Raw genomic sequence first — 25,559 nt, 5'->3', positions numbered from 1 at the left:
GAACGGTCGCGCCTTATGCGGGGATCTGATCTGCTGACCGGCATCCTTGAGTCAGAGTTCAGCGTGAATGCGAAGGGGCACGTAATCAAGTCGAGCCCCGCAGGGCTGGACGGGTTCAGATATGGTACCGGGCACTGTGTTTATGCCACTCCAGATTGCCACCGATCCATGTACTCAATCCTGTGAGATAGCGCCGCAATACCGGCGAGCGCGTGCCTTTCATCAGCGTTCCATGCAGGCGTTCGTATTCTTCCATCACTGCGTCATGAATATCGGCTGCCAGGTCGATTGCCTCTTGAAGCGAACAGTTGTGCCTGGCTGCCAGCAGATAAGGCAGCTTGAAGTCGCCGGTTTCGTTCAGGTGCTCTTTGTAAGCGGAATACAGATCGTTGACCAGAGTGGTCGCCAGCGAAGCCAGTGCGGTGATGTGGTGAATCTCTGGACGGGAATATGTGTTGGCCGGGACTTCGTAGCCGCCAATCGGATCGATCAATACCAGGCAAGGCCAGAAGCTGTTGACCTGCCGACTGGCCAGGTATTCAGCGACAGTGGGTTGGGTGCCATAGAGGCGCCAAGGACCTTCCGCCGCCATGGTGACGAACATGGCGATGGTGATCTGGCGTACCCGGGCGACTTGCGAGGGCGTGCAGAATTGGGCGACCCGTTTCATGTAAGCCAGCAATCCTCTGATCACTGGGTCGCGTATCTGCTGTTTTACGAGTTCTTTGTCGAACGGTGCAGGCACATAGGGCGGGTCGATCGCGGTGAGGGCGAACGATAAGTGTTCGGCCACTGTCTCGGGGCGACCGCCGAGGGATTGATCGTCGCAATAGTGATCGTCCACCGCAAACAACGCCGCAAAGCATTGCGCTGCGAGTAACAGTCGATTCGGATCATTCGTGTCGGCGTGGCACAGCATTGCATAGCGACCAAAGTCGCTGGCGCGGATTTTTTCCTCTTTGCCGGCAAAGATTCCCACGCTCGGTATCCAGGCCATCAGGCGATCGTTGACTTCCTGGCCCAGCGCATCATCAATGCGCGTAGGCGGCGGGCAGCGTACGGCGCGGATGATAAAGGGTGCAGTCGCGCTGCGTGGCGTCGGGGCAATGGATTGATTCATGGTGCGATCCTTTATTCGCGGTCGATTGTGGTGCTCACCGACGCGGTTCCTGGGCAGGGGTGACAGGTCCATGTAAAACCTTTGGCAGAATTTACGCACCTGTCAGGTTTGACAGGTGCGCAGCTCAATGGACGAGCGGTCAGCGACCCGCCCGAAGCGTCAGGCAGGCAATTGGCGAAGCCAAGACCCTGAACTTTTCGCGGGAGCACTCCCTTCACACTCCACCAACAATTCCTCGCTTCCCCGCCCGTCAGGCTTTGTGGCAACTTGGCTACGAGTTCACATTGAAACTTGAAGAGATCTCCAACGACGTTGCTAAATCTATTCAACTTCACCGGGATGGATTTAACAGTGCTTCCAGTCTGGCTTTGGCCTCGGATTGCAGGCCATACCGGGCAGTCACGTAGGCGTCGAGCAACTCAGTGAAGTCCGTTGCGATGTTGCTGCCCTTGAGTGTCATTACCCGCTCGCCGTCCATGTACACCGGTGCCGATGGATGCTCTCCTGCTCCAGGCAGGGAAATGCCGATGTTCGCCAGACGGCTTTCGCCCGGGCCATTGACGACGCAGCCCATGACCGCGACATGCATATTTTCGACGCCGGGAAATTGCATTTTCCACTCGGGCATTCGGGCCTGGAGAAAACCTTCAATCTGCTGCGCCAGTTCCTGAAAAAAGCTGCTGGTGGTGCGCCCGCACCCGGGACAGGCCACCACGGTGGGGGTAAATGCACGCAAGCCCATGACCTGCAGAATCTGCTGCGCCACGAGCACTTCACGGGTGCGGTCACCGTTGGGTTCCGGAGTCAGGGAAATGCGCAGCGTGTCACCGATGCCTTCCTGCAAAAGCACCGCCAGCGCGGTAGAGGAGGCGACGATACCTTTGGAGCCCATGCCGGCCTCGGTCAACCCCAGATGCAGCGGAAAATCGCAACGTGCGGCGAGATTGCGGTACACCGCGATCAAATCCTGCACATGGCTGACTTTTGCCGACAGCACAATCCGGTCTGCCGGCAAGCCGACGTCGATGGCCCGTTGCGCATTCTCCAGCGCCGATACCACTAGCGCCTCACGCATCACCGCATCGGACTCCAGCGGCAGGGCTGATGCCGCGTTTGCGTCCATCATTCGAGCCAGCAAAACCGGGTCCAGGCTGCCCCAGTTAACGCCGATTCTCACCGGCTTGCCGTAGCGGCAGGCGGCTTCGATCATGCTGCAAAACTGCTCGTCACGCTTGGCCCCTTTGCCGACATTGCCGGGGTTGATGCGGTACTTGCCCAGTGCCTCGGCGCATTCGGGATATGCCGCCAATAAACGATGGCCGTTGAAATGAAAGTCACCCACCAGCGGCACTTTAATGTTGCGCCGATCCAGAAGCTCGCGAATGTGCGCCACTTGCGCTGCGGCATCGTGGCTGTTGACCGTGATCCGCACCAGCTCGGCACCTGCCAGCGCCAGACTTTCGACCTGACGGGCTGTGGCTTGGGCGTCGGTGGTGTCGGTGTTGGTCATGGCCTGCACAACAACAGGCCCTTCGCTGCCTATGGTGACGGGACCGATGATTACTTGCCGGGTGGTGCGTCGAACGATGGGGTTGTCCATGGATTTGACTCCAGTGGGGTGCTGCTTACTGACGGGTGATCAACCCGTCGGGAAGGCGGAAGTGAACATGTTCTTCGCGCCCCGGCAGGTTCTCGATCTGGAGCGGGGCGATCCTGCTCAGGGCGTTGAGAACATCGCTGACCATTGCCTCAGGCGTTGAAGCCCCGGCGGTAATACCGATGGTCGATTGATCGTTAAGCCATTCGCTGTGAACTGCGCTGCCATCGGCGATCAGGTAACTGGGGATTCCTGTTTCAGCGGCGATATCACGCAACGTCACGGAGTTGGCGCTTTGTGGGCTGCCGATCACCAGCACCACATCGACGCATTGGCTCAGTTCACGTACAGCCGTTTGACGATTCTGTACGGCATAGCAAATGTCGCGGGTGTCGGGTCCGATGATCTGCGGATAACGCCGCTTGAGTGCGTCGACTACTGCATGGGTGTCGTCGACGCTGAGGGTGGTTTGGGTGATGTAGGCCAGCGGTGTGTCCTGTGAAAACTCGAGTGTGGCGACTTGCGCTTCGGTTTGTACGACCACCACCGGAGAGGGAATTTGTCCGAGCGTGCCGATCACCTCGGGATGGTCCGGTTCGCCAATCAGGATCACCTGATAACCTCGGGCAGCGTATTGACGACCCTGGTTGTGCACTTTGGTCACCAGCGGGCAGGTGGCGTCCAGGACCTTTAATCCCCGCTGGTGAGCATTGTTTTCTACCTCTTTTCCAACACCATGAGCGCTGAAAATCGTGACGGCATTGGCTGGTACTTCATTCAGATCTTCGACGAATCGTGCTCCTTTGGCCCGCAAGTCCTCGACCACGTGCTGGTTATGGACGATTTCGTGCCGCACATAGACTGGTGCACCGAATTGCTCAAGGGCCTGTTCGACGGTATCGACAGCGCGAACTACACCGGCGCAGAAACCTCGGGGTTGGGCGAGGATGACTTTCATGGTGGATTCTCACGTTCCTTCGGTATTTACCTGTCAATGAGCACAATCTATCTGAACAGGCTTCGCCCACATCTCTGTCGCTAAAGGTTCGCGAGGGGCTTTTACGGCTGTTCGATGCTACTCAAAGGGCGATCAGTGTCCATTGCTGGCCCTGGCTCCGTGACACTTCAAGTGTGTATGTCGCGGGTAGAAGCAATGAGCGATCCCGTTAGCGGTAGCTTTTCGGGCGCGACTTCATGAGGTGGATAGAACTGCGCCGTCCAACTGCGGAAAATCATAATCGGGCCTTCGTTGACGGTGAGTTTAGGTTTTGCGCCGTAATTCCTGTACGCCCAGATATGAAGGTCTTTTTTCGCCTCAGGAATGAACCAGAAATGGTAAGCCGCCGCTGTCAGGGCCAGATTCAATGTGTTTCTTATCCAGCGTGGGAACATCGAGAGCCTCTCGACCCGAAGCACCATGAAGTCTTTCAATGACCATTGCTGTGGGGCTATCTGGGTAGGAGTCACCATCAATATGATATGCAGACCTAGTCGTTTCTGGGTCACATCCACAACCGTTAATCCGAGCCCGTAAAGCGTCATTTTCATCTCTATGGCGAGCCCGAGTACTTCCATAGTGTACTGGACTGTCAGTTGATGACCTTCGGCGATAGGTGGCTGCATGACTGCATTCATCCAGCTGTGAACAGGTGCGAAATGGTTCAGGTCAAAGACATTTTCGCCTATGTTCTGGAGGTTGCCCCGTGCGTTGTGATGACTTCTGAGCGGAGTGGGAAATCCTGCCAATTGAAGGTCGGGCAGTTTCCATATTGCGTGGGGTACATCAGATCCCTGCCACACGAATATCAGTCCGTTCCATTCTTGTACTCGGCGGTGAGTGAGCCTTGCCTGTGGCGGTTTGATCCCGCTGGGAGTGTGTAGGCAATGGCCATCCGCAGTGAACGCGAAATGATGAAACGGGCACACAATGGTTTCGCCGACGATCTTTCCTCCTCTTCCGAGATGGGCACCCAGGTGCGGACAAAAGGGCTCGACGGCTCGGACAGCGCCTGATTCCGTGCGGTAAAGCACTAATTCCTCGCCCATGAATGGCACCGTTTTCACAGCTTTGGGTTTGAGTTCACTGGCGAAGCACAGTACGAACCAGCCGTCAGGATATAAAGTTGATGGAGTTATCCTCTCATTAGGAGTGCTCGACATTGTCACGAAGTGATCCCACCTATAGTTGAGTATTAATGGACGGTGAGTTTCCCCACTATCTCGTAATCGACAGGATTCCTGTCGCACACTTTTTTCTCTATGTGGCCTAGTCTATAGGGGCTGAATGCAAAGGATCGTAATGCCACCACCAAGATATTGAAGGAATATCGACTATTCCCCTGCAATTATCCGGGAAGTTCTCGGTCAGAGTTCCCCCGTAATAAGCCAGTGGTCCGTCGACTCCATTCAAGTAACGGTATCGAGGGTTTTCAATTATCCACTCCAACCCCCCACGCCAGTAACAATCCAGGCTCTGGATATAGGCTTCAACTTCCGGTGATGCTTTTGCTAGCACAGACTCTCTCAGTCGCATATACAAGCCAGCAATGTTGTCGCGCATGCTGAAAGCTTCTGCCAATGCTTGATTATGAGTAATTCCAGTGCGCTGTTGAATCAGAGAGACAATATTATGTTGTCTGCCCTCGGGATCTCTTGCCAGTTCTTTGCCATACGAAAAGAAGTCACTTTCCCAGACAATCATCATTGCAGCCATTTCGGTCAGAGCACATAGGCGTCGATCCTCCATATCTGACTGGCTTATATTGACCAGGGTGCTAATATGGCCAAAAGTTGGAAAAACCATTCCGCCACCTGAACTAAGACGCAGCAGTGCGCTATCGTTCAAGGTTGGTTGTGGATTGACCAGTTTTCCTACTTCGACCATGAAGTAGCCACGTTGAGTATTTACAAATCTAGAGGTGTGTAATGGAGTTGTATATTTGTCCAGCCTTAGACGTATGTCGCGTAAAGCCATTGCAAAATTGTTTTCAGGGTAAGCGGGGACTTCGGGTGATTCGATCGAGCGTTGCATCTGTAACATGGCGGTAATTGATCGCGCGGGGTTTTCACTCATTGCACCTTCGTCGCAGTACTCGTCGTCAAATGAAAAAGCCCAAAGAGTATAGTCCGCGAAGATTTGTGCGATATAAGCACTCGCCGCATAGGGGTACATCAGTGCCGCCAGGCGGCCGCATCCAACGCTGGCCAGACGTTGCCGATGTTTTTCATCACTGTATAAATGCCATTTATCCATCCACGAGATAACTCCTTCCTCAAGCTTTTCACTTTCTGGATAAATTCTATATGGCAATGGGCAATTGATATTGGTTAGTGTAAGAGTGGTCATGTAGACTCCTTGTGATATTTTTAAAAGCGATCAGAACTTTTCGCCTGGCTTTTTTACAATCACACTATAAGTAGAAACCTTGTTCTTAAGCAGCGCCACCGACCAGTTCTCCGCCAATACCCGCAACTCTTCCAATGCCCCCGTCACCCCATTCGGAAACAGTTCCTCGTTTTCAATATTGGCTTTCGAATCCATCAACCAGCGTGCAACATCTATGTTGGATGGCAATACGCGCATGTCATGAGTGGTGAAACCACTCCCTTCCAGCACTTGACGAAAGTACTCAGGTGTCTTGCGGTGTTTGCAGGCCAAGCGATCCACGTCATCCGGAGTGTCGGGTTTGTATTCCTTGGGATCGGTGTTGTAAAGGTTGTCGGAAATCACCACGACGCCGCTTTCGCGCACTCGAGAAAAGAGGGCGCGCATGGTGTTTTCGTAGAGTTCATCGGGAAAGTGCGAGATCACGCCGCGAATGATCACCAGGTCATAGGGCTCATCGGCATCGGGGAGCAATTCGATGTCTTTGGCGTTGCACAGGTACAGATTGATGCGATCGGTCAAACCCTGTTCGGCGTGAAATTTTGCGCAGAATTCCAGTTGGCGCCGGCTGACGTTCACGCCGTCGAGGTGCTGGCATTCCGGGAAGCGTTCGGCCAGGTACTTAAGGATGTAACCCCAGCCACAGCCGATATCGAGAATACGTTTGATCGGTGGGCGATCGGGTTCTTCCAGACCTGCCAGTTTCAGTTGGCGCTCAAAGTAGCGAATACCTGACTCGTCGAGGCTGATTGGCGGTGTCGAACGTGGATCGTCATAGACACCGAACTGGAAGAGGATGTAATTACCGATCGCCTTGCGCCAGTCTTCGGGACTGTCGCCATAGGTGTATACAACCTTTTCCTGGTAGTTATCGACGCTGGATCCTTGAATGATCTGATAGGGCAAGTGAGTTTCGTCGGCGATGACAGCCGGTTTGGCTTGTTTGCTCATTGTTTTCTCTCCTTGTGAATATTCACGTCATACTCGTGTCCGCAACGACACGCCGATCGTTGCGTTGCTGTTGTCGGGAAACTTCACATCGAGGCGGCTTATAAACACCTCTATCGAACGCGTGATCCCGGGCGCATCGAGCCCGCACATACTCAGTAATTTTTCAGATGCACCGTGCTCGATGAATTGATCGACGAAGCCCAATTGCAGCACTGGCGGTGAGTGGCTGATCGCGGCTAACTGCTCCAGGCACGCTGAGCCAACACCCGCCATCACGCAACCTTCCTCAATGGTTACCAACAGATCATGGTTCCGGGCCAGTTGCTCAACGAGGGCCCCATCGAGGGGTTTGATAAAGCGCATGTTGGCGACAGTGGCGTCGAATGCTTCGGCGGCTTCAAGGGCGGGGCGCAGCATCGAGCCGAACGCCAGGATGGCGATGCGATAGCCGGTGGGCTGCGTGGAGGTTCGGCGGATTTCACCTTTGCCCACCGGCAGGGTATGCAATGCCCGCGATGTAACGATGCCGTTACCCGATCCGCGTGGATATCGCACTGCACTCGGGCCTTTTTGGAGGAGTGCGGTGTGGAGCATCTGCCGGCATTCGTCTTCATCTGCCGGGGCCATGACAGTAAGGTTCGGTACACAGCGCAGATAAGCGATGTCGAAAGCGCCCGTGTGAGTGGCGCCGTCGGCACCGACGATACCAGCCCGGTCTATGGCGAAAACCACAGGCAGATTCTGGATAGCGATATCGTGAATCAACTGGTCGTAAGCTCGTTGCAAAAAGGTCGAGTAGATCGCCACCACCGGTTTCAAACCCTCGACTGCCAATCCTGCAGCGAAGGTCAGCGCGTGTTGTTCGGAAATTCCGACATCGAAAAAACGGTCGGGGAAGCGTCGTTCGAACTCCACCAGACCTGATCCTTCGCACATCGCTGGGGTGATTGCCACGACGTTTGGATCACGTTCAGCTTCATCACATATCCACCTGCCAAATACTTGGGTGTAAGTGGCCTTGCTGGTCACAGGGGGATCGATACCGTGTGCGGGGTCAAATTTTCCCGGTCCGTGGTAAAGCACCGGGTTGGATGCTGCCGGTGAATAACCGTGCCCCTTTTCCGTGACAATGTGCAGCAGTTGCGGGCCGCGCAGTTTTTTCAGGGCACGCAGTGCAGGCAGCAACTCGTCGAGTTGATGGCCGTTGATGGGGCCTGTGTAGCCAAAGCCCAAGGCTTCGAAAAAAGTCGCCTGTGTTCCTGACTCTTTTACCTGCTTCAATTTCCCGAAGTATTCGCGCAAGGCCCCGACCGGTGGCGAGATCGACATGTCGTTGTCGTTGAGAATCACCAGAAACGGCAATTGCTTATATAAGCCGGCATTGTTCATCGCTTCGTATGCCATGCCGCCGGTTACCGCGCCGTCGCCGATTACTGCTACGCAATGGCGGGGTTGCGATTGATTGCGAGCGGCCAACGCCATGCCCAGTGCCGCCGAGATGGAAGTGCTCGAGTGCGCCGTGCCAAAGGTGTCGAATTCAGATTCGCAACGGCGAGGAAAGCCGGAAATTCCACCGAATTGGCGAATACTCTCCATCGCTTCACGTCGACCGGTAAGGATTTTGTGGGCGTAGGCCTGATGGCCGACATCCCACACGATTCTGTCGTTGGGGGTGTTGAACACGTAATGCAGCGCAACAATCAATTCCACGGTGCCAAGGTTGGCCGAGAGGTGACCGCCGGTTCTAGCGACACTATGCAAAATGAACGCCCGCAGTTCATCCACGAGTGGGCCCAGGGCGGCGACATGCAGCGCACGCAAATCAACCGGGCTATCGATGGTCTTGAGTAATTCGAACATGCTGGATTCCTTTCTAGTGGTTCGTTTTTGCGAGTTCTTTCCAGGTGCTTATCCTGGCAACTCCGGTGGTCTCGACGATCCGACGGAACCAAACGGTGAAGGTCTCGGGGGCAGCTGCGATGCGTGCGGGGAGTTGTGAAAGCTTGAGCCACTGCCATGCATGGGCTTCTTCGGGATTGGCGATGGGGTCACAGTCACTGACACCGACGAACACGTGGTCGAACTCGTGCTCTATCAGTTGGTTCGAGACTTCTTCGCGGTAGAGCAGCGTGGAAACCTTGCGCAAGGAGCAGGTTATGCCCATCTCTTCCTGCAAACGGCGTTTTGCGGCTGAAAGCGTCCGCTCGCCAAGCCGGGGATGCCCGCAGCAAGTGTTGGTCCACAGGCCTTGAGAATGGTATTTGCCGAAGGCGCGTTGTTGTAACAGGACACGGCCAGTGTTATCGAAAATGAAGATCGAGAACGCACGGTGCAAAAGCCCGAATTGATGGGCCTGCAACTTGGGCGCACAGCCTTTTTTACGATCTCGCCGATTGACCAGAATAAGTAACTCTTCCATAGCTAGACTCCAATACGTCTTCGCTACTGGGCGTTACTACGCTGACCAGACTTCTTAGGGAAAAACAGACGGGTGTTGTGGTTGGAAGTTAGTTGTTTGTTGTTGAAGGGGCAAATTTTGATTAGATCTTTTTCTTATTCTTGGTGCGTTTTTCTGGTTGTATAGTTCTATGGTGTATGCGGTATTTTGCGAGTGAATATTCAGAATTGTATTGATGCTTATAGCAAACGCTCATAGAGATAGCACTTGTGGTACGTAGCTTTGTAGCTATTGTCAGACAGAACTTCTCTGAATTTCGTGATGGTGGATGTCGCAGGTCGTGGGAGTTTTTTTGATGTTGGGTGATTTCGATTTTGTATATATCGAAGTTTTAACGTCTGGTTTTGATGGGTTAGGGTATTCAAATGTTACAACGCCTATGTGTTCTCGGTTCTACCGGGTCTATTGGCGACAGTGTTTTAGATGTAGTCGCACGTAACTCTGACAAGTATGTTGTGTATGCATTAAGTGCGCATTGCAATATAAAAAAGCTTTTTCAACAGTGTCTTGAGTTTAACCCGATCGTGGCTGTCGTAAGTGAACCGCACCACGCGATAGAGCTTCAGGCACATCTACAGGCAGTACAGTCACGTACCGAAGTATGTTGCGGTATTGAGGCTTTGTGCGAGGTCGTTTGTGTCGCAGAGTGCGATACCGTCGTTGCTGCCATTGTCGGTGCGGCAGGGCTTCTGCCAACTTTGAGCGCTGCCCGGGCCGGAAAAAAAATACTCTTGGCCAACAAGGAAGCCTTAGTCATGTCTGGTGCGTTGTTCATGCGCACGGCCAGAGAGTCCGGTGCAGTTATTTTGCCGCTGGATAGCGAACACAATGCGATCTTTCAATGCTTGCAAGGTTGTGATCCCGAATTATCCGGCGTTGAGCGGTTGATTCTGACCGCCTCGGGCGGGCCGTTCAGGACGCGTTCGCTGGCATCGCTCAGAGACGTTACGCCCAAAGAAGCCTGTGCTCATCCCAACTGGGTGATGGGCCGAAAAATATCCGTCGACTCAGCAACGATGATTAACAAAGGCCTGGAGATCATTGAGGCCAGCTGGTTGTTCAATACGGCGCCGTCGCGTATCGAGGCGCTGATACACCCTCAGAGCATTGTTCATTCGATGGTGGTTTTTCGGGATCAGTCCGTACTGGCACAGATGGGCAATCCCGATATGCGCATGTCCATTGCCCATGCGTTGGCCTATCCGCAACGTATAACTTCAGGCGTCGCGCCATTGGATCTCAGCCAGTTGTCGGCATTGACCTTCGAGAAACCTGATCTTGTTCGTTTCCCGTGTCTTGAGTTGGCCATGGAGGTGATCAATCAACCGCCGGCGGCAAGTATTGTCCTGAACGCGTCAAATGAAGTGGCGGTCGACGCCTTTTTGTCCATGCGAATTTCTTTCACTGACATCGTGCGAGTCATTGATCGAACCCTGCAACGCATCGACTCAGCGCCGGTTAATACGATTGACGACATTCTGGCAATAGATGACCAGGCACGTAGAGTCAGTCGTGAGTCAATCGCACGCTTGTAGTCTTCACACTCCACCAACAATTCCTCGCTTCCCCGCCCGTCAGGCTTTGTGGCAACTTGGCCGCCCCTGATGAGGCTGCATCCGATGGCAAACCCTTACCGCGAACTGTTTAACGCCCCCGGCGCCCGGGCTTTTGTGATTGCCGCGATGATCGCGCGCATGCCGATTTCCATGACCGGCATCGGCGTGATCACCATGCTCTCGCAATTGACCGGCGGCTACGCGTTGGCGGGTGGGGTGGCGGCGACGTTTGCGCTGGCCACGGCGTTTTGTGCGCCGCAGGTGTCGCGACTGGTGGATCGCTTCGGTCAGGGGAGGGTGCTGCCGGTGGCGGCGCTGATCGGTGGGGGCGCGTTGTTGATGTTGCTGTTGTGCACCCGTTTGCAGGCGCCGACCTGGACCCTGTTTGTCTGCGCCGCGCTGGCCGGTTGCATGCCGAGCATGTCGGCGATGGCGCGAGCGCGCTGGACCGAAATCTATCGCGGCCAGCCGCAGTTGCAGACCGCTTATGCGCTGGAGTCGGTGCTCGACGAAGTCTGCTTTATTGTCGGCCCGCCGCTCTCGGTAGGGCTGTGCGTCGGCGTGTTCCCCGAGGCCGGGCCGCTGGCGGCGCTGTTGATGTTGGCCATCGGCGTCACGGCGTTCGTCGCCCAGCGCAGTACTGAGCCGCCGGTGCATCCGCACGAATCGCAGCATCAGGGTTCGATCATTCGTTCGACCGACGTGCAATGGCTGTTGGCGTTGATGCTCGCCATGGGCGTGATTGTCGGCGTGGTGGATGTGGTCAGCGTCGCGTTCGCCCAGCAGCAGGGTCAGCCGGCGGCGGCGAGCATCGTGCTGTCGGTGTACGCCATCGGTTCCTGTCTGGCCGGTATCGCCTTCGGCGCGATGCGCTCGAAGCTGCCGTTGCCGCGTCTGTTTCTCTACGGCGGTCTGGCGACCGCGGTGACCACTTTGCCGCTGTTGCTGGCGAGCAATATTTTCGGGTTGGCCGTCGCGGTGTTTATCGCCGGGCTGTTCTTCTCGCCGACCCTGATCGTGGCGATGGCGTTGATCGAGCGCATCGTGCCGCCAGCCAAACTCACCGAAGGCCTGACCTGGCTGGTGACCGGTTTGAGCATCGGTGTGGCCATCGGCGCTGCCGGTTCCGGCGCACTGGTGGATGCGTTCGGCGCCCGCAGCGGCTTCTGGCTGGCGATTGCCGCCGGGGCGGTGGTGCTGGGCTCGGCGGTGCAGAGTTTCCGTCATTTGAAGTGATCGTCACCCGGACTAATTCCCGCCGTGCCTCATCCGTTCTCTTTTACAGATAACCCATTGAGGTAAACGCGGTGACAAAGCTGACACTGCTGTGCCTGCCCTATTCGGGCGCCAGCGCCATGGTCTACAGCCGCTGGCGGCGCCAGCTGCCGTCGTGGATGCAACTGCAACCGGTGGAGTTGCCCGGACGCGGCGCGCGCTACGACGAACCCCTGCAAATCGACATGCGGGCCCTGGCCCGGCAACTGGCTCGCGAGCATAAACCTTCGCTGCAGGCGCCCTATGCGCTGTTCGGGCATAGCCTGGGCGCGCTGCTCGCGTGCGAGCTGGCCCACGCCTTTCGCGATCTTGGAGCCCCCGAGCCGGTGGCGCTGTTCGCCTCCGGCACCGCCGCCCCGAGCATGCGCAGCGATTACGACCGAGGTTTTTCCGAGCCGCGCAGCGACGAAGAGCTGATCGAACAGCTGCGCACCTTTCAGGGCACCAGCGAAGAAGTACTGGCCAATCAGGAGCTGATGAGCCTGACGCTGCCGGTCCTGCGCGCCGATTTCATGATGTGCGGACGCTTCACGCCGATCGAGCGGCCACTGCTCAATTGCCCGGTGCATGTGCTGGGCGGCAAGGAAGACCGGGCGACCACTGAACAGTTGATCGGCTGGAGCAAAGAGACGCTGGGCAGTTTTTCGGTGGACATGATGACCGGCGGGCACTTCTTCATTCATGAGCATGAAGCCCGGGTCATCCGCACGCTCAAGAATCACCTGGAAGCCCATCACCGGCGCCATGCGCTGTCGGCGGCACCGGCGCTGTAAGGCGCGGTTCACCTATCGAGTGTTTTGAGGAGGCCAGTCATGGCTGTTGCTGAGGGATTTTCCGTCCGTCCGTTGTTGCCGCATCGCGGTCGCCTGCCGCTGCTGGTGGAGGCGAGCGACGCCGATACCGATTTGCTGGCGGTGTTCGACGAATTGAAAGCGCTGGTCGATGAGCACCTGCTGCAAGACGGCGGTGTGCTGTTTCGCGGGTTCCGGCTGGAGGGTGCGGAGCGCTTTCGCGAGTTTGCGGCGAGCTTCGGCCATCCGCTGCTGAACTACGAGTTCGGCTCCACGCCACGTACCAACGTGACGCAGGGGGTATACACCTCCACCGAATACCCGGCGCACCAGAGTATTCCGCTGCATAACGAGCAGGCCTACTCCCGGGACTGGCCGATGAAGATCTGGTTCTACAGCATGATCGCGGCCAGGTCCGGTGGCGAAACGCCGATTGCCGACAGTCGCGAAGTGTATCGCCGGATTCCGCTGGCGATCCGCGAACGCTTTGTCAGCAAAGGCCTGATGTATGTGCGCAACTTCGGCAACGGCCTGGATGTGGCCTGGGAAGATGTGTTCAACACCGAAGATCAGGCAGAGGTGGAGGCCTATTGCCAGGCCCACGGCATTGTCTGCGAGTGGAAGGACGACGGCGAACTGCGTACCCGCCAGACCTGTCAGGCTGTGGCCCGGCATCCGGTCACCGGGGACATGGTCTGGTTCAATCAGGCGCACCTGTTCCACATCTCCAACCTGCAACCGGAGGTGCGTGAGAGCCTGCTCGACATCGTCGATGAGGAGGATCTGCCGCGTAACGTCTACTACGGTGACGGTTCGCCCATCGAGGATGAAGTGTTGAGCCAGATTCGTGCGGTGCTCGACGAATGCGCCATCAGCTTTCCGTGGCAGGAGGGCGATGTGCTGATGCTCGACAACATGTTGTCGGCCCATGCCCGCTCGCCGTTCGAAGGCCCGCGCAAGGTGATCGTGGCCATGGCCGAAGGTCACTCCCAGGACGCACTCTGACCCGTTGCATCAGTTGAGCGGGTGGTTGTCGAAGCCGGTCGTGAGCCGGCCTCGGCGTTTGTGCGCCAGTCCCGGCAACCGTCGGCCGGTGATTGCCCGGCCCCGCTAAATCATTGCGTTTGTCATTCGTTCTTGTTGATACGACCGGGCCTCCTGGTCACGCCGCCGATCAGCAAGGACCCCATGCATGAATGCCGCAGACGCACAGAAACTAGCCCGCCGCTTTATCGAATTGCCTCAGGACAAACGTCGTTTGTTTCTCGCCGGCATGGCCCGTGAAGGGATCAATTTTGCGCAGCTGCCCATGACCGCCTGCATTGGGGCCGCCGAGCGTGACGGCCTGTCCTATGCCCAGCAGCGGATGTGGTTTCTCTGGCAGATGGATCCGCAAAGCGCCGCCTACAACCTGCCGATGGCTGTGCGCCTGAACGGTGAGTTGCAGCCCGAGGCGCTGGAGCAGGCGTTCAGTCTGCTGGCGGCGCGGCATGAGTGCCTGCGCACCACGTTCGGTCAGGAGGGCGAACAAGCTTTCCAGAAAGTCGCCGAACCGCAGCCCGTCAAGCTGACCCTCACTGACTTGAGCGCGTTGCCCGAGGAACAGCGCTGGCCGCTGGCCCGACAGCACATGATGGCGGAGGCCACGCAAGCCTTCGATCTGCAAAACGGGCCGTTGCTGAGCCTGCGTCTGCTGCGGCTGGACGCACAGGAACACGTGCTGTTGCTGACGTTGCACCACATCATTGCCGACGGCTGGTCGATGAACATTCTCATCGATGAATTCATGCGCACCTACGATGCGCTGGTGGCCGGGCGCGAGCCACAATTGCCGGCGATCACCGTGCACTACCGCGACTATGCGCTGTGGCAACGCAGCTGGCTGGAGGCGGGCGAGCGCGAGCGTCAGCTCGACTACTGGCGCGCGCAACTGGGCGACGAACACCCGGTGCTTGAATTGCCGACCGATCGTGCGTACCCGGCCCAGGCCAGTCACCGTGGCGCGCGTCTGGAAACGGTCGTCGACGCCAGCCTGCGCCAGGATCTGAAGAGCCTCGCCCAACGTCAGGGCGTGACCCTGTTCGTGGTTCTGCTGGCGGCGTTCAAGACCTTGCTGCATCGCTACAGCGGCCAGACCGACATTCGCGTCGGCGGCCTGATCGCCAACCGTACCCGCAGCGAAACCGAAGGCTTGATCGGCTTCTTCGTCAATACGCAGATCCTGCGCAGCGTGGTCACCGCCAACAGCCGTTTCGCCGATCTGTTACAGAGCCTGCGCCAGTGCGCGGCCGGCGCGCAGTCCCATCAGGATCTGCCGTTCGATGCCTTGATCGAAGCCCTGCAACCGGCCCGCAGTCAGAGCCATAACCCGCTGTTCCAGGTGATGTTCAACCACCAGCCGCTGGTGACCGATTTGCAGCAGGCGCAGTTGGCGTCCGGCTTGCGGGTCGGTTACCTGACCGAGGAACAACTGACCGGCAGCGGCCGCGAACATGCGGCCACCAGCGATCTGATGCTCGATACCCGTGAAGAGGGCGAGCAACTGTTCGCCGCGTTCACCTACGCCACCGACATTTTCGACGAGTCCACCATCGCCGCGCTGGCCGGGCACTGGCGCAACGTGCTGGTGTCGGTCTGCCGTGATCCGCAGCAGTTGATCGGCAACCTTTCGATGCTGGACGTCGCCGAGCAGCAGGGCTTGATCCAGATCGCCGAAACGAGCCCGCGACTGGCCAGCTTTCAGACCCTGTTCGAAGCGCAAGTGGCCCGAACCCCCGAGGCGCCGGCGGTGATTCTGGCGAGCGAGCCGTCACCCTCGATCAGCTATGCCGAACTGAACCGGCGCAGCAATCGCCTGGCCCATCAACTGCGCGCCCGGGGTGTCGGTCCGGACGTGCTGGTCGGCGTGGCGCTGGGGCGTTCGCTGGAACTGGCTGTCGCCTTGCTCGCCGTGCTCAAGGCCGGCGGCGCCTATGTGCCGCTGGATCCGCAGACGCCGGGCGAGCGCCTGCGCCATGTGCTCGACGACAGCGGACTGAACCTGTTGCTGACCGACCGTCAGACGCTGGCCGCTCTGCCGGCTCTCGATGGCGTGCAAAGCCTGTGTCTGGATACGCTGCCGGAGGATGGGCTCAGCGACAATCTGCCGGTGACGGTCGAGCCGCAGAACCTGGCCTACGTGATCTACACCTCCGGTTCGACCGGTCGGCCCAAGGGCGTGGCGATCAGTCATGCCGCGCTGAGCGAGTTCATCGAGCGCGCCATCGACTACAGCGACCTGCGCGAAGGCGATCGGGTCTTGCAGTTCGCGACCAGCAGCTTCGATGGCTTCGTCGAGCAGTTTTTCCCGCCGCTCTGTCACGGCGCGAGCGTGGTGCTGCGCGACGCACGGCTGTGGGACAGCGCGACATTGCATCAGGTGATCCTCGAGCACGGCATTACCCTGGCCGACTTGCCGGCGGCGTACTGGTACTGGCTGGTGCAGGAATACGCCGCCCATCCTCCAGCGCATTTCGGTGCGCTGCGCCAGATACACGTGGGCGGCGAGGCGATGGCGGTGGACGGTCTGCGCCTGTGGCAGCAGGCCGGGCTGGGTCATGTGCGCCTGCTCAATACCTACGGGCCGACCGAGGCCACCGTGGTGTCGACGATCCACGACTGCTCGGCGCTGACCGCTGACGCCGTGTCGTGGCGCGGCATTCCGATTGGTCACGGTCTGGCCGCACGTCGTCTGTACGTGCTGGACGATGACTTGAACCTGCTGCCGCAAGGCGCGGTGGGCGAGTTGTACATCGGTGGTCCGGGCCTGGCGCGCGGCTATCACCGACAGCCGACCCTGAGCGCCGAGCGCTTTATTGCCGACCCGTTTGCCAGCGGCGAGCGCCTGTACCGCACCGGCGACCGCGCACGTTTGCGCGCCGATGGCGCGGTGGAATACGTCGGTCGCGTGGACCATCAAGTGAAGATCCGCGGTTTCCGTATCGAGCTGGGTGAAATCGAATCGCGCCTGCAGCAATGCCCGGGCATCCGTGAGGCCGTGGTGCTGGCCTTGCCGCTCAATGGCAGCCTGCAACTGGTGGCGTATCTGGTGGCCGATCAGGACGTACTCGACGGGGTGGCCGGTCAGTCGGCGTTCCGTCAGCAGGTCAGGGCTTCGCTGCAGGCCAGGCTGCCGGACTACATGGTGCCGGGCCATCTGCTGCTGTTGGCGGAATTGCCACTGACGCCGAGCGGCAAGCTCGATCGCAAGGCCTTGCCGGCGCCGGACATGGACCAATTGCAGGTCGATTACCGCGCCCCGCAATCGGACATCGAACAAGCCCTGGCGCAGATCTGGGCGGATGTCCTGCAAGTGCCACGTGTTGGTCTGGACGATCACTTCTTTGAGCTGGGCGGCCATTCGCTGCTGGCGGCGCAAGTGATCGGCCGGATCAAGAAACAGCTGAACGTGGTGTTGCCGCTGCGCAACCTGTTCGAAAAACCGCTGCTCGGTGAACTGGCCCAGGCAGTGGCGCAGTTGGCCGACGGTGCAGCGGATAACGACTGGTCCGACATGGACCTGTTCATGAATGAATTGGAAGGAGAAGAAGTATGAGCGGCACCATGGCGGAGCGCATCGCTAAAAGGTTCGTCGGCTTGCCGCTTGAGCAGCGTCGGCTGTTTCTGGCCAGGCTGCGCGAAGAGGGCAAGGACTTCAGCCTGCTGCCGCTGCCGGTCAGTCGCCACGACTGCGCGCAGATCCCGCTGTCGTTCGCCCAGCAGCGTTTGCTGTTTCTCTGGCAGCTCGAACCGCAGAGCGCCGCGTACAACATGGCCGCCGGTCTGCGCCTGAAAGGGCGGCTGGACGAAGCGGCGCTGACCCGCTCGTTCGATCACCTGCTGGCGCGCCATGAAGTGCTGCGCACGGTGTTCCGCACCGACGGCGACCAGCCGCATCAGGTGATCCTCGAACCGCAGGGCGTTGCGCTCGAGCGCATCGATTTGACCGGTATCGCCGCGCAGGAACGCGAACAGGCGCTGGCCGAGCACGTGCAGAAGGTGACGGCGCAGCCGTTCGATCTGCGCCACGGCCCGTTGCTGCGCGCCAGTCTGTTTGGCCTGGCGGACGATGAGTTCGTGCTGGTGGTGAGCATGCACCACATCGTCTCCGACGGCTGGTCGATGGACGTGATGGTCAAGGAATTCGTGCAGTGCTATCAGGCGTTCAGCCTGGAGCGCGAGCCGCAGTTGCCGGCGCTGGCCTTGCAATACGCCGACTACGCCATCTGGCAGCGGCGCTGGCTGGAAGCGGGCGAGGGCGAGCGTCAACTCGATTACTGGCGTCAGCAACTGGGTGAGGAACATCCGCTGCTGGAGGTCGCCCCGGACTTCGCCCGGCCGCTGACCCAGAGTTTTGAAGGCCAGACCCTGAGCTTCGATTTCGGCGCGGATCTGTCACGTCAGCTCAACGGGTTCGCCCGGGCTCAGGGCATCAGTCTGTTCATGCTGGTGCTGGCCGGTTTTTCGCTGTTCCTCTCGCGTCAGGCCGGCGAGCGTGACATCCGTGTCGGCGTGCCCAACGCCAACCGCAGTCGCGCCGAGGTCGAAGGGCTGATCGGCTTCTTCGTCAATACCCAGGTGCTGCGCTGCGAGGTGGATGAGCGAGGCAGTTTCGAGGACTTGCTGGCGCGGGTGCGCGAGGCGTCATTCGGCGCGCAGGCCCATCAGGAGCTGCCGTTCGAGCAACTGGTGGACGAACTGGTCGCCGAGCGTACGTTGGGGCACAACCCGTTGTTCCAGGCCAAGTTCAACCAGAACGTCGGCATGCAGAAGCAGCGTTCGATGGCGTTGCCGGGCCTGACCGTGGCGGAGTATCCGCTGGACAAGGACGGCACGCACTTCGATCTGGCGCTGGACATCACCGACGACGGCACGTTGATCCACGGGCAGATGACCTACGCCAGCGACCTCTATCGACACGCAACCGTCGAAGGTTTTGTCCCGGCCTTGCTCGGTCTGTTCGGTGCGCTGCTGAAAGCGCCACAAGCGCCGCTGCACACCGTGGCGACGGCATTGCCGAGCGCGCTCGCGGCACCGCGTGAACCGGCACTGTCGGTGTTGCAGCACTGGGAACGCGAAGTCGCGCGCCAGCCGCAAGCGCTGGCCGCGCGGGATCTGAATGGCGGCTTGAGCTTCCAGGCGCTGGATCAGGCTGCCAATCGCCTCGCGCATCATCTGCTGGCCCACGGTGCAGTTGTCGGTCAGCCGGTGGCGGTGCTGATGGAGCGCTCGCTCGACTGGCTGACGTGCGTGCTGGCGATCTTCAAGGCCGGCGCGGTGTACATGCCGCTGGACGTCAAGGCACCGACCGCGCGCTTGCAGCAGATGCTCGCCGCCGCGAGGGCTCGCGCAGTGGTGTGTGTCGAGGGGGATTCGCGGGTGTCGGAACTGGCGGTCGCCGGTTGTCAGGGGCTGGCGTTCGATGCACAGCAATGGCAACACCAGCCGGTGACGGCCCCGGTCTGCGAGTTGTCGTCGCAGTCGCCGGCCTACGTAATTCACACCTCCGGTTCCACCGGTCAACCCAAGGGGGTGCTGGTCAGCCACGGTGCGTTGGCCAGTTACGTGCGCGGGGGGCTGGAGCGTCTCGATCCGGCGCCGGACACCAGCATGGCGCTGGTCTCGACCATCGCGGCGGACCTGGGGTTCACCGTGCTGTTCGGCGCGCTGTGCTCGGGCCGTTTGCTGCATGTGTTGCCGGAAGAGCTGGGCTTCGATCCGGATCGCTTCGCCGAGTACATGGCCGGGCACCGGGTGGGCATGCTGAAAATCGTTCCGGGACATCTGGCCGCCTTGTTGCAGGCGTCGCGTGCAGCCGATGTGCTGCCGGAGCAGGCGCTGATTGTCGGCGGCGAAGCGTGTTCGCCGGCGCTGGTGGAGCGTGTGCGTCAGCTCAAGCCGGGTTGCCGGGTCATCAACCACTACGGCCCGAGCGAAACCACCGTCGGTGTACTGGCCCACGAAGTCGGTTCGCTGGAACCGGGGGCTCGCAGTGTGCCGGTCGGCACGCCATTGGCCGGGGCCCATGTGTATGTGCTCGACGATGTGCTCAACAACGTGGCCGATCAGGTTGCGGGCGAGCTGTATATCGGCGGCGACAGTGTTGCCTTCGGTTATCTGGGGCAACCGGGGCTGACGGCCGAGCGCTTCGTTCCCGACCCGTTCGGGCCGGCCGGTGCACGGGTCTATCGCAGCGGCGACCGGGTGCGTCGCAATCGCCAGCAGGCGGTGGAGTTCATCGGGCGCGCCGACGATCAGGTCAAGGTGCGCGGGTATCGGGTGGAGCCGGCGGAAGTCGCCCGGGTGCTGCTCGGCCTGGACGGTGTCAGCGAAGCGGCGGTACTCGCGTTGGCGCTGGATGACGACCCGGCACGCCTGCAATTGGTGGCCTGGTGTGTGCCGGCGGCAGATGCAGCGCTGAAGGCGGAAACACTGCGCGAGCAACTGCAAGCCCGTCTGCCGGATTACATGGTGCCGGCGCAAATTGTCCTGCTGGAGCAATTGCCGCTGACCGCCAACGGAAAACTGGACAAGCGCGCCTTGCCGGTGCCGGGCGTGGTGACGCAGCGCTTCGTCGCGCCGGTGGGCGAGATCGAGGAAAAACTCGCGGCGATCTGGGCCGATGTGCTCAAGCTCGAGCGTGTGGGCAGCACCGACAACTTCTTCGAACTGGGCGGGGACTCGATCCTCAGCCTGCAAATCATTGCCCGGGCCAAACGTCAGGGCATCAAGCTGAGCCCCAAGCAGTTGTTCGAGAAGCAGACCGTCGGCCAGTTGGCGGCGGTGGCCAAACTGATCGAAGCCAAACCCGTGGCGGCAGCGCCGCAGAAGGTCGGCGGGCAACTGGCACTGCTGCCGATTCAGGCGCGCTTTTTCGAAACGCCGATTGCCCGGCGTCAGCACTGGAACCAGTCAGTGATGCTGCAGCCGCAGGCGCCGCTTGATGCCGGTCATCTGCAAGCCGCGCTGGCGGCACTGATCGAACAGCATGATGCGCTGGCCTTGAACTTCCAGGCGTCGGGCGATGTGTGGCAGGCAACCTTCCAAAAGCAACGCGACCCGGAGCTGCTGTGGGTACGCGATCTGGACAACCTGGATCAACTGACGGCGCTGGCGGATCTGGCTCAGCGCAGTCTGGATCTGCAACAAGGGCGACTGCTGCGGGCGGTGCTGGCGAATCTGCCGGGCGGTGAACAGCGTCTGTTGCTGGTGATCCATCACCTGGTGGTCGATGGCGTGTCCTGGCGCGTCCTGCTGGAAGACTTGCAGCTCGGTTACACCGCACTGGCCTCGGGCAAGCCGCTGGTGTTGCCGGGCAAGAGCAGTTCGCTGCAGAGCTGGGCCGCGCATCTGCACCGTTATGCCCAAAGCGAAACACTGGGCCGCGAGCGCGAGTATTGGCTGACGACCCTGAGCGCGGGCGACGTGGAGTTGCCACGGGACTTTGCACAGGACGTGCAGACTCAGGAGCAGGCGCAACGCGTCAGTTCGCGCCTGAGCCAGGCACTGACCCACAAGTTGCTCAAGGTCGCCCCGGCCGCGTATCGCACGCAGATCAACGATTTGCTGCTCACGGCGCTGGCGCGGGTGTTGTGTGACTGGAGCCGACAGCCGTCGGTGCTGATCCAGCTTGAAGGCCATGGTCGCGAAGACCTGTTCGACGAGCTCGACCTGAGCCGCACGGTGGGCTGGTTCAGCAGCCTGTTCCCGGTGCGTCTGACACCGCAGGCAGCGCCGGGCGAATCGTTGTGCGCGATCAAGGAGCAACTGCGCGCCGTGCCGGGCAAAGGCATCGGCTATGGTGTGCTGCGCTACCTGACCGGCGCCGCCGAGCTGCGTTCACTGGCCCCGCCACGGGTGACCTTCAACTATCTGGGCCAGTTCGATGGCGACTTCGGTGCCGCCGAGGGCGCACTGTTCGTGCCGTCCGGCGAAAGCACCGGGGCCAATCAGGACCCTGCGGCACCGTTGGGCAACTGGCTGAGCATCGACGGTCAGGTGTATGGCGGCGAGCTGGAACTGACCTGGACATTCGGTTCGGGCATGTACCGCGCCGACACGGTGCAGGCACTGGCCGAGGCTTATCGCCTGGAGCTGGAACGGCTGATCGATCACTGCTGCGACAGCGGCGAGGCCGGCGTGACGCCGTCGGATTTCGATCTGGTGACCCTGACGCAGGCGCAACTTTCGGCCCTGCCGATTCCGGCCCGGGAGATCACCGATCTGTACCCGCTGTCGCCGATGCAGCAAGGCATTCTGTTCCATAGCCTCAACGATCCCGACAGCCCGGCGTACACCAACCAGCTGCGGGTCGACGTGCAACATCTGGAGGTCGAGCGTTTCCGTCAGGCCTGGCAGCAGACCCTCGACGCCCACGACATTCTGCGTACCGCGTTTGTCTGGCCGAGCGACGCCGCTGCGGCGGTGCAAGTGGTTCGCCAGCGTGTGCAAATGCCGTGGAGCGTGCAGGACTGGCGGGGTCGAACCGACCTCGACGCAGCGCTGGAAAAACTGGCCGGCGATGATCTGGCCAACGGTTTCGAGCTGACGGGCGCGCCGCTGTTGCGGGTTTCGCTGGTGCGTACCGATGATGCGACGCATCACCTGATCTACACCTGCCACCACATCCTGATGGATGGCTGGAGTACCTCGCAGTTGTTCGGCGAAGTGCTGCAGCGTTATGCGGGCTTGACCCCGACTGCTGCCCAGGGACGTTATCGCGACTACATCGAATGGCTGGGTCAGCGCGATCAGCCAGCCAGTCGGGCGTTCTGGAAGCAGGCGCTGGCCGAACTCGAAGAGCCGACGCGGCTGGCCAGTGCCGTGCCGACGCAGCCGTCCGGCGTCAGCGGTTATGCCGATCACCAGCATCTGTTCAGCGAACAGCTGACGGCGGATCTGAACCGTTTCGCCCGGGAGCAGAAAGTCACCCTCAACACCCTGGTGCAAGCGGCGTGGCTGGTGCTGTTGCAGCGTTACACCGGTCAGGACAGCGTGGCCTTCGGCGCTACGGTGGCCGGACGTCCGACCGATCTGCCCGGCCTCGAGCAGCAGATCGGCCTGTTCATCAACACCTTGCCGGTCGTGGCGGCGCCGTCCGCCGAGATGCCGGTCGAGCGCTGGTTGCAACACGTGCAGGGCCTCAACCTGGCGCTGCGCGAGCACGAGCACACGCCGCTCTACGAGATTCAGCGCTGGGCCGGACTCGGTGCGGGAGCGCTGTTCGACAGCATTCTGGTGTTCGAGAACTACCCGATGGCCGAAGCCCTGCAACAGGGGCCGGATACCGGTCTGGTGTTCTCGGCGATCCGCCGTCAGGAGCAGACCAACTACCCGCTGACGCTGGTGGCGGTTACCGGTCGCGAGCTGAGCCTGGGCGTCAGTTACGATCAGGCCCTGTTCGATGCTGCGACGATCGTCGGCCTGAGTCGTCAGCTCGAAAGTCTGTTGAGCCAGTTCCTCGGCAACGCCGCGCAACCGTTGGGCACCTTGCAATTGCTCGACGAGCCTCAGCGCAAGCAAGCGATCGACTGGGGCAAGGCCGGTGTCACGGCGACCGATTCGCGCACGGTGCTCGAGTTCATCGAGGCCCGTGTTGCACAGCGACCGGATGCGGCGGCGGTGATCTACGCCGAACAGCAGATCGACTATCGCCACCTCGACCGGCGGGCCAATCGGCTGGCGCACAAGCTGCAAGCGCTGGGCGTGGGGCCGGAGGTGCGCGTCGGTGTGTGCATGCGCCGTACCCCGGACATGCTGGTCGCGCTGTTGGCGATTCTCAAGGCCGGTGGCGCCTATGTGCCGCTGGATCCGGACTACCCGCAGGAACGCCTGCTGCACATGCTCGACGACAGTCGTGCGGCGGTATTGCTGACCGAGCCGGCGGCGCAGGCGATGCTGCCTGACACGTTGAGCGCCCAAGTGGTGCTGGTCGAGGAAAGTGAGCAATCGTTGGCCGAGTATCCGTCCACCGCGCCAATGGCCGGGATCACCGGGCAAAACCTGGCTTACGTCATTTACACCTCGGGTTCCACCGGCAAACCCAAGGGTGTGGCCATCAGTCACGCCAACCTCACTGCGCTGATCCAGTGGTCGCAAGGGGTGTACCGCGAGGAGCAGTTGCGCGGTGTGCTGGCGTCGACTTCGATCTGCTTCGACCTGTCGGTCTGGGAGATCTTTGTCACCCTGGCCAGCGGTGGCTGCATGGTGCTGGCGGACAACGCGCTGGCCCTGGCGGAGTTGCCGGCCCGCGAGCGGGTCACGCTGATCAACACGGTGCCGTCGGCGATTGCCGCGCTGCAACGGGCCGGGCAGATTCCGGCGTCGGTCGCGACCATCAATCTGGCCGGCGAGCCGCTGAAACAGAGCCTGGTGGACACGCTGTACGCGAGCACGTCAGTCAAGCAGGTCTACGACCTGTACGGTCCGTCGGAAGACACCACGTATTCGACATTCACCCTGCGCACCGCGCACGGTCAGGCCAACATCGGCCGGCCGCTGGACAACACCGTGGCGTACCTGCTCGACACGCAGCTCAATGGCTTGCCGGCCGGTGTGGCGGCCGAGTTGTACCTGGGCGGCGCCGGCGTGACCCGGGGCTATCTGATGCGCCCGGGGCTGACCGCCGAACGCTTCGTGCCCAACCCGTATGCCGGCAACGGCGAGCGGCTTTACCGAACCGGCGACCTGGTGCGCCAGGGCGCGGATGACAATATCGAGTACCTGGGCCGCGCCGACCATCAGGTGAAGATCCGTGGCTTCCGTATCGAGCTGAGCGAGGTCGAAGCGCGTCTGCTGGAGCAGGACGAGGTGCGCGAGGCGGTGGTGCTGGCTCAGGACGGCGCGGCGGGCAAGCACCTGCATGGCTACGTCGTGGCGGCGCAACCGGTCACCGATCCGGCGGCGCTGACCGAGCGTCTGCGCGCAGCGTTGGCCAGTCGTTTGCCGGCGCACATGGTGCCGGGGCACCTGCATGTGATCGAGGCGGTGCCGCTGACCCCGAACGGCAAGCTCGACCGCAAGGCGCTGATGGCATTGGGCGACAGCCCGACGCAGCAGCAGTACGAAGCGCCGCAGACCGACTTGCAATGGGAGGTGGCGACGGTCTGGCAGGAAGTGCTGGAAGTCGAGCGCGTGGGCCTGGCGGACAACTTCTTCCAGCTCGGCGGCCATTCGTTGCTGGCGACGCTGGTGGTGACCCGGATCAAGGAACGTCTGGGCGACAAGGTGCCGCTCAAGGAGCTGTTCGAAGCCGATACGCTGAAAGCGTTCTGCAACCGGATCGAGGCGCTGCGCGTCGAAATGTCGCCCGTTCAGGATGAATTGGCTAAATCCCTGGAGGCCCTCAAACGTCTATCCCTCGATGATCTGGAAAAACTGATTTCTTGA

The 25,559-nt window shown here is 60.3% G+C and carries 14 protein-coding genes; 6 read left to right on the top strand and 8 right to left on the bottom strand.

Annotated elements, in window-relative coordinates; genetic code table 11:
* Positions 1-115: 115 nt before the first annotated feature.
* The 8 genes from ACM6JM_RS22360 to idi form a co-directional block, all read right to left on the bottom strand.
* Positions 116-1,120 (bottom strand): terpene synthase family protein, encoded by a 1,005-nt coding sequence (locus ACM6JM_RS22360; RefSeq protein WP_103386386.1) that lies wholly within the window; start codon positions 1,118-1,120, stop codon positions 116-118.
* Between the two features lie 331 nt (positions 1,121-1,451).
* A complete protein-coding gene (ispG, locus tag ACM6JM_RS22355) occupies positions 1,452-2,720 on the bottom strand; it encodes a flavodoxin-dependent (E)-4-hydroxy-3-methylbut-2-enyl-diphosphate synthase (protein ID WP_414882506.1) in 1,269 nt (422 codons plus the stop codon).
* Between the two features lie 25 nt (positions 2,721-2,745).
* The gene (ispH, locus tag ACM6JM_RS22350) at positions 2,746-3,675 is read right to left on the bottom strand and encodes a 4-hydroxy-3-methylbut-2-enyl diphosphate reductase (protein WP_414882505.1); all 930 of its coding nucleotides are present in this window, start codon (positions 3,673-3,675) and stop codon (positions 2,746-2,748) included.
* A gap of 167 nt (positions 3,676-3,842) precedes the next feature.
* Positions 3,843-4,877 carry a Rieske 2Fe-2S domain-containing protein gene (locus ACM6JM_RS22345; RefSeq protein ID WP_414882619.1) on the bottom strand — a complete coding sequence of 345 codons (1,035 nt, stop codon included), beginning with the start codon at positions 4,875-4,877 and terminating at the stop codon, positions 3,843-3,845.
* A 106-nt stretch (positions 4,878-4,983) separates the two neighbouring features.
* On the bottom strand, positions 4,984-6,063 hold the full coding sequence (locus tag ACM6JM_RS22340) for a terpene synthase family protein (protein ID WP_414882504.1): 1,080 nt from the start codon (positions 6,061-6,063) through the stop codon (positions 4,984-4,986).
* A 30-nt stretch (positions 6,064-6,093) separates the two neighbouring features.
* Positions 6,094-7,053 (bottom strand): SAM-dependent methyltransferase, encoded by a 960-nt coding sequence (locus ACM6JM_RS22335; protein WP_414882503.1) that lies wholly within the window; start codon positions 7,051-7,053, stop codon positions 6,094-6,096.
* Between the two features lie 27 nt (positions 7,054-7,080).
* Positions 7,081-8,913 carry a 1-deoxy-D-xylulose-5-phosphate synthase gene (gene dxs, locus ACM6JM_RS22330; RefSeq protein WP_414882502.1) on the bottom strand — a complete coding sequence of 611 codons (1,833 nt, stop codon included), beginning with the start codon at positions 8,911-8,913 and terminating at the stop codon, positions 7,081-7,083.
* Positions 8,914-8,926: 13 nt separating this feature from the next.
* The gene (gene idi, locus ACM6JM_RS22325) at positions 8,927-9,472 is read right to left on the bottom strand and encodes an isopentenyl-diphosphate Delta-isomerase (RefSeq protein WP_414882501.1); all 546 of its coding nucleotides are present in this window, start codon (positions 9,470-9,472) and stop codon (positions 8,927-8,929) included.
* Positions 9,473-9,870: 398 nt separating this feature from the next.
* Here idi and ispC point away from each other — a divergent pair, with 398 nt between their 5' ends.
* The 6 genes from ispC to ACM6JM_RS22295 all read left to right on the top strand — a co-directional run bounded on the left by ispC (position 9,871) and on the right by ACM6JM_RS22295 (position 25,559).
* Positions 9,871-11,046, top strand: coding sequence for a 1-deoxy-D-xylulose-5-phosphate reductoisomerase (gene ispC / locus ACM6JM_RS22320; protein WP_414882618.1), 1,176 nt, complete (start codon positions 9,871-9,873; stop codon positions 11,044-11,046).
* A gap of 84 nt (positions 11,047-11,130) precedes the next feature.
* Entirely contained in the window at positions 11,131-12,303 is a 1,173-nt protein-coding gene (locus ACM6JM_RS22315; RefSeq protein WP_007956351.1) for an MFS transporter, read from the top strand.
* A 71-nt stretch (positions 12,304-12,374) separates the two neighbouring features.
* Complete coding sequence (locus ACM6JM_RS22310; protein ID WP_039770083.1) at positions 12,375-13,115, top strand: thioesterase II family protein; 741 nt, start codon at positions 12,375-12,377, stop codon at positions 13,113-13,115.
* Positions 13,116-13,154: 39 nt separating this feature from the next.
* Positions 13,155-14,138 carry a TauD/TfdA family dioxygenase gene (locus tag ACM6JM_RS22305; protein ID WP_039770085.1) on the top strand — a complete coding sequence of 328 codons (984 nt, stop codon included), beginning with the start codon at positions 13,155-13,157 and terminating at the stop codon, positions 14,136-14,138.
* Between the two features lie 187 nt (positions 14,139-14,325).
* Positions 14,326-17,727 carry an amino acid adenylation domain-containing protein gene (locus tag ACM6JM_RS22300; protein ID WP_414882500.1) on the top strand — a complete coding sequence of 1,134 codons (3,402 nt, stop codon included), beginning with the start codon at positions 14,326-14,328 and terminating at the stop codon, positions 17,725-17,727.
* Positions 17,724-25,559: an amino acid adenylation domain-containing protein gene (locus ACM6JM_RS22295; RefSeq protein WP_414882499.1), complete on the top strand. Its 7,836-nt coding sequence runs from the start codon at positions 17,724-17,726 to the stop codon at positions 25,557-25,559. Before ACM6JM_RS22300 ends, ACM6JM_RS22295 begins: the two co-directional genes overlap by 4 nt.

Source organism: Pseudomonas sp. IT-P2 (genome assembly GCF_949767575.1).
GTDB lineage: Bacteria > Pseudomonadota > Gammaproteobacteria > Pseudomonadales > Pseudomonadaceae > Aquipseudomonas > Aquipseudomonas pharyngis.
Note: the sequence above shows the minus strand (reverse complement) of the source record. Positions and strands in the feature narration are given on the sequence as shown.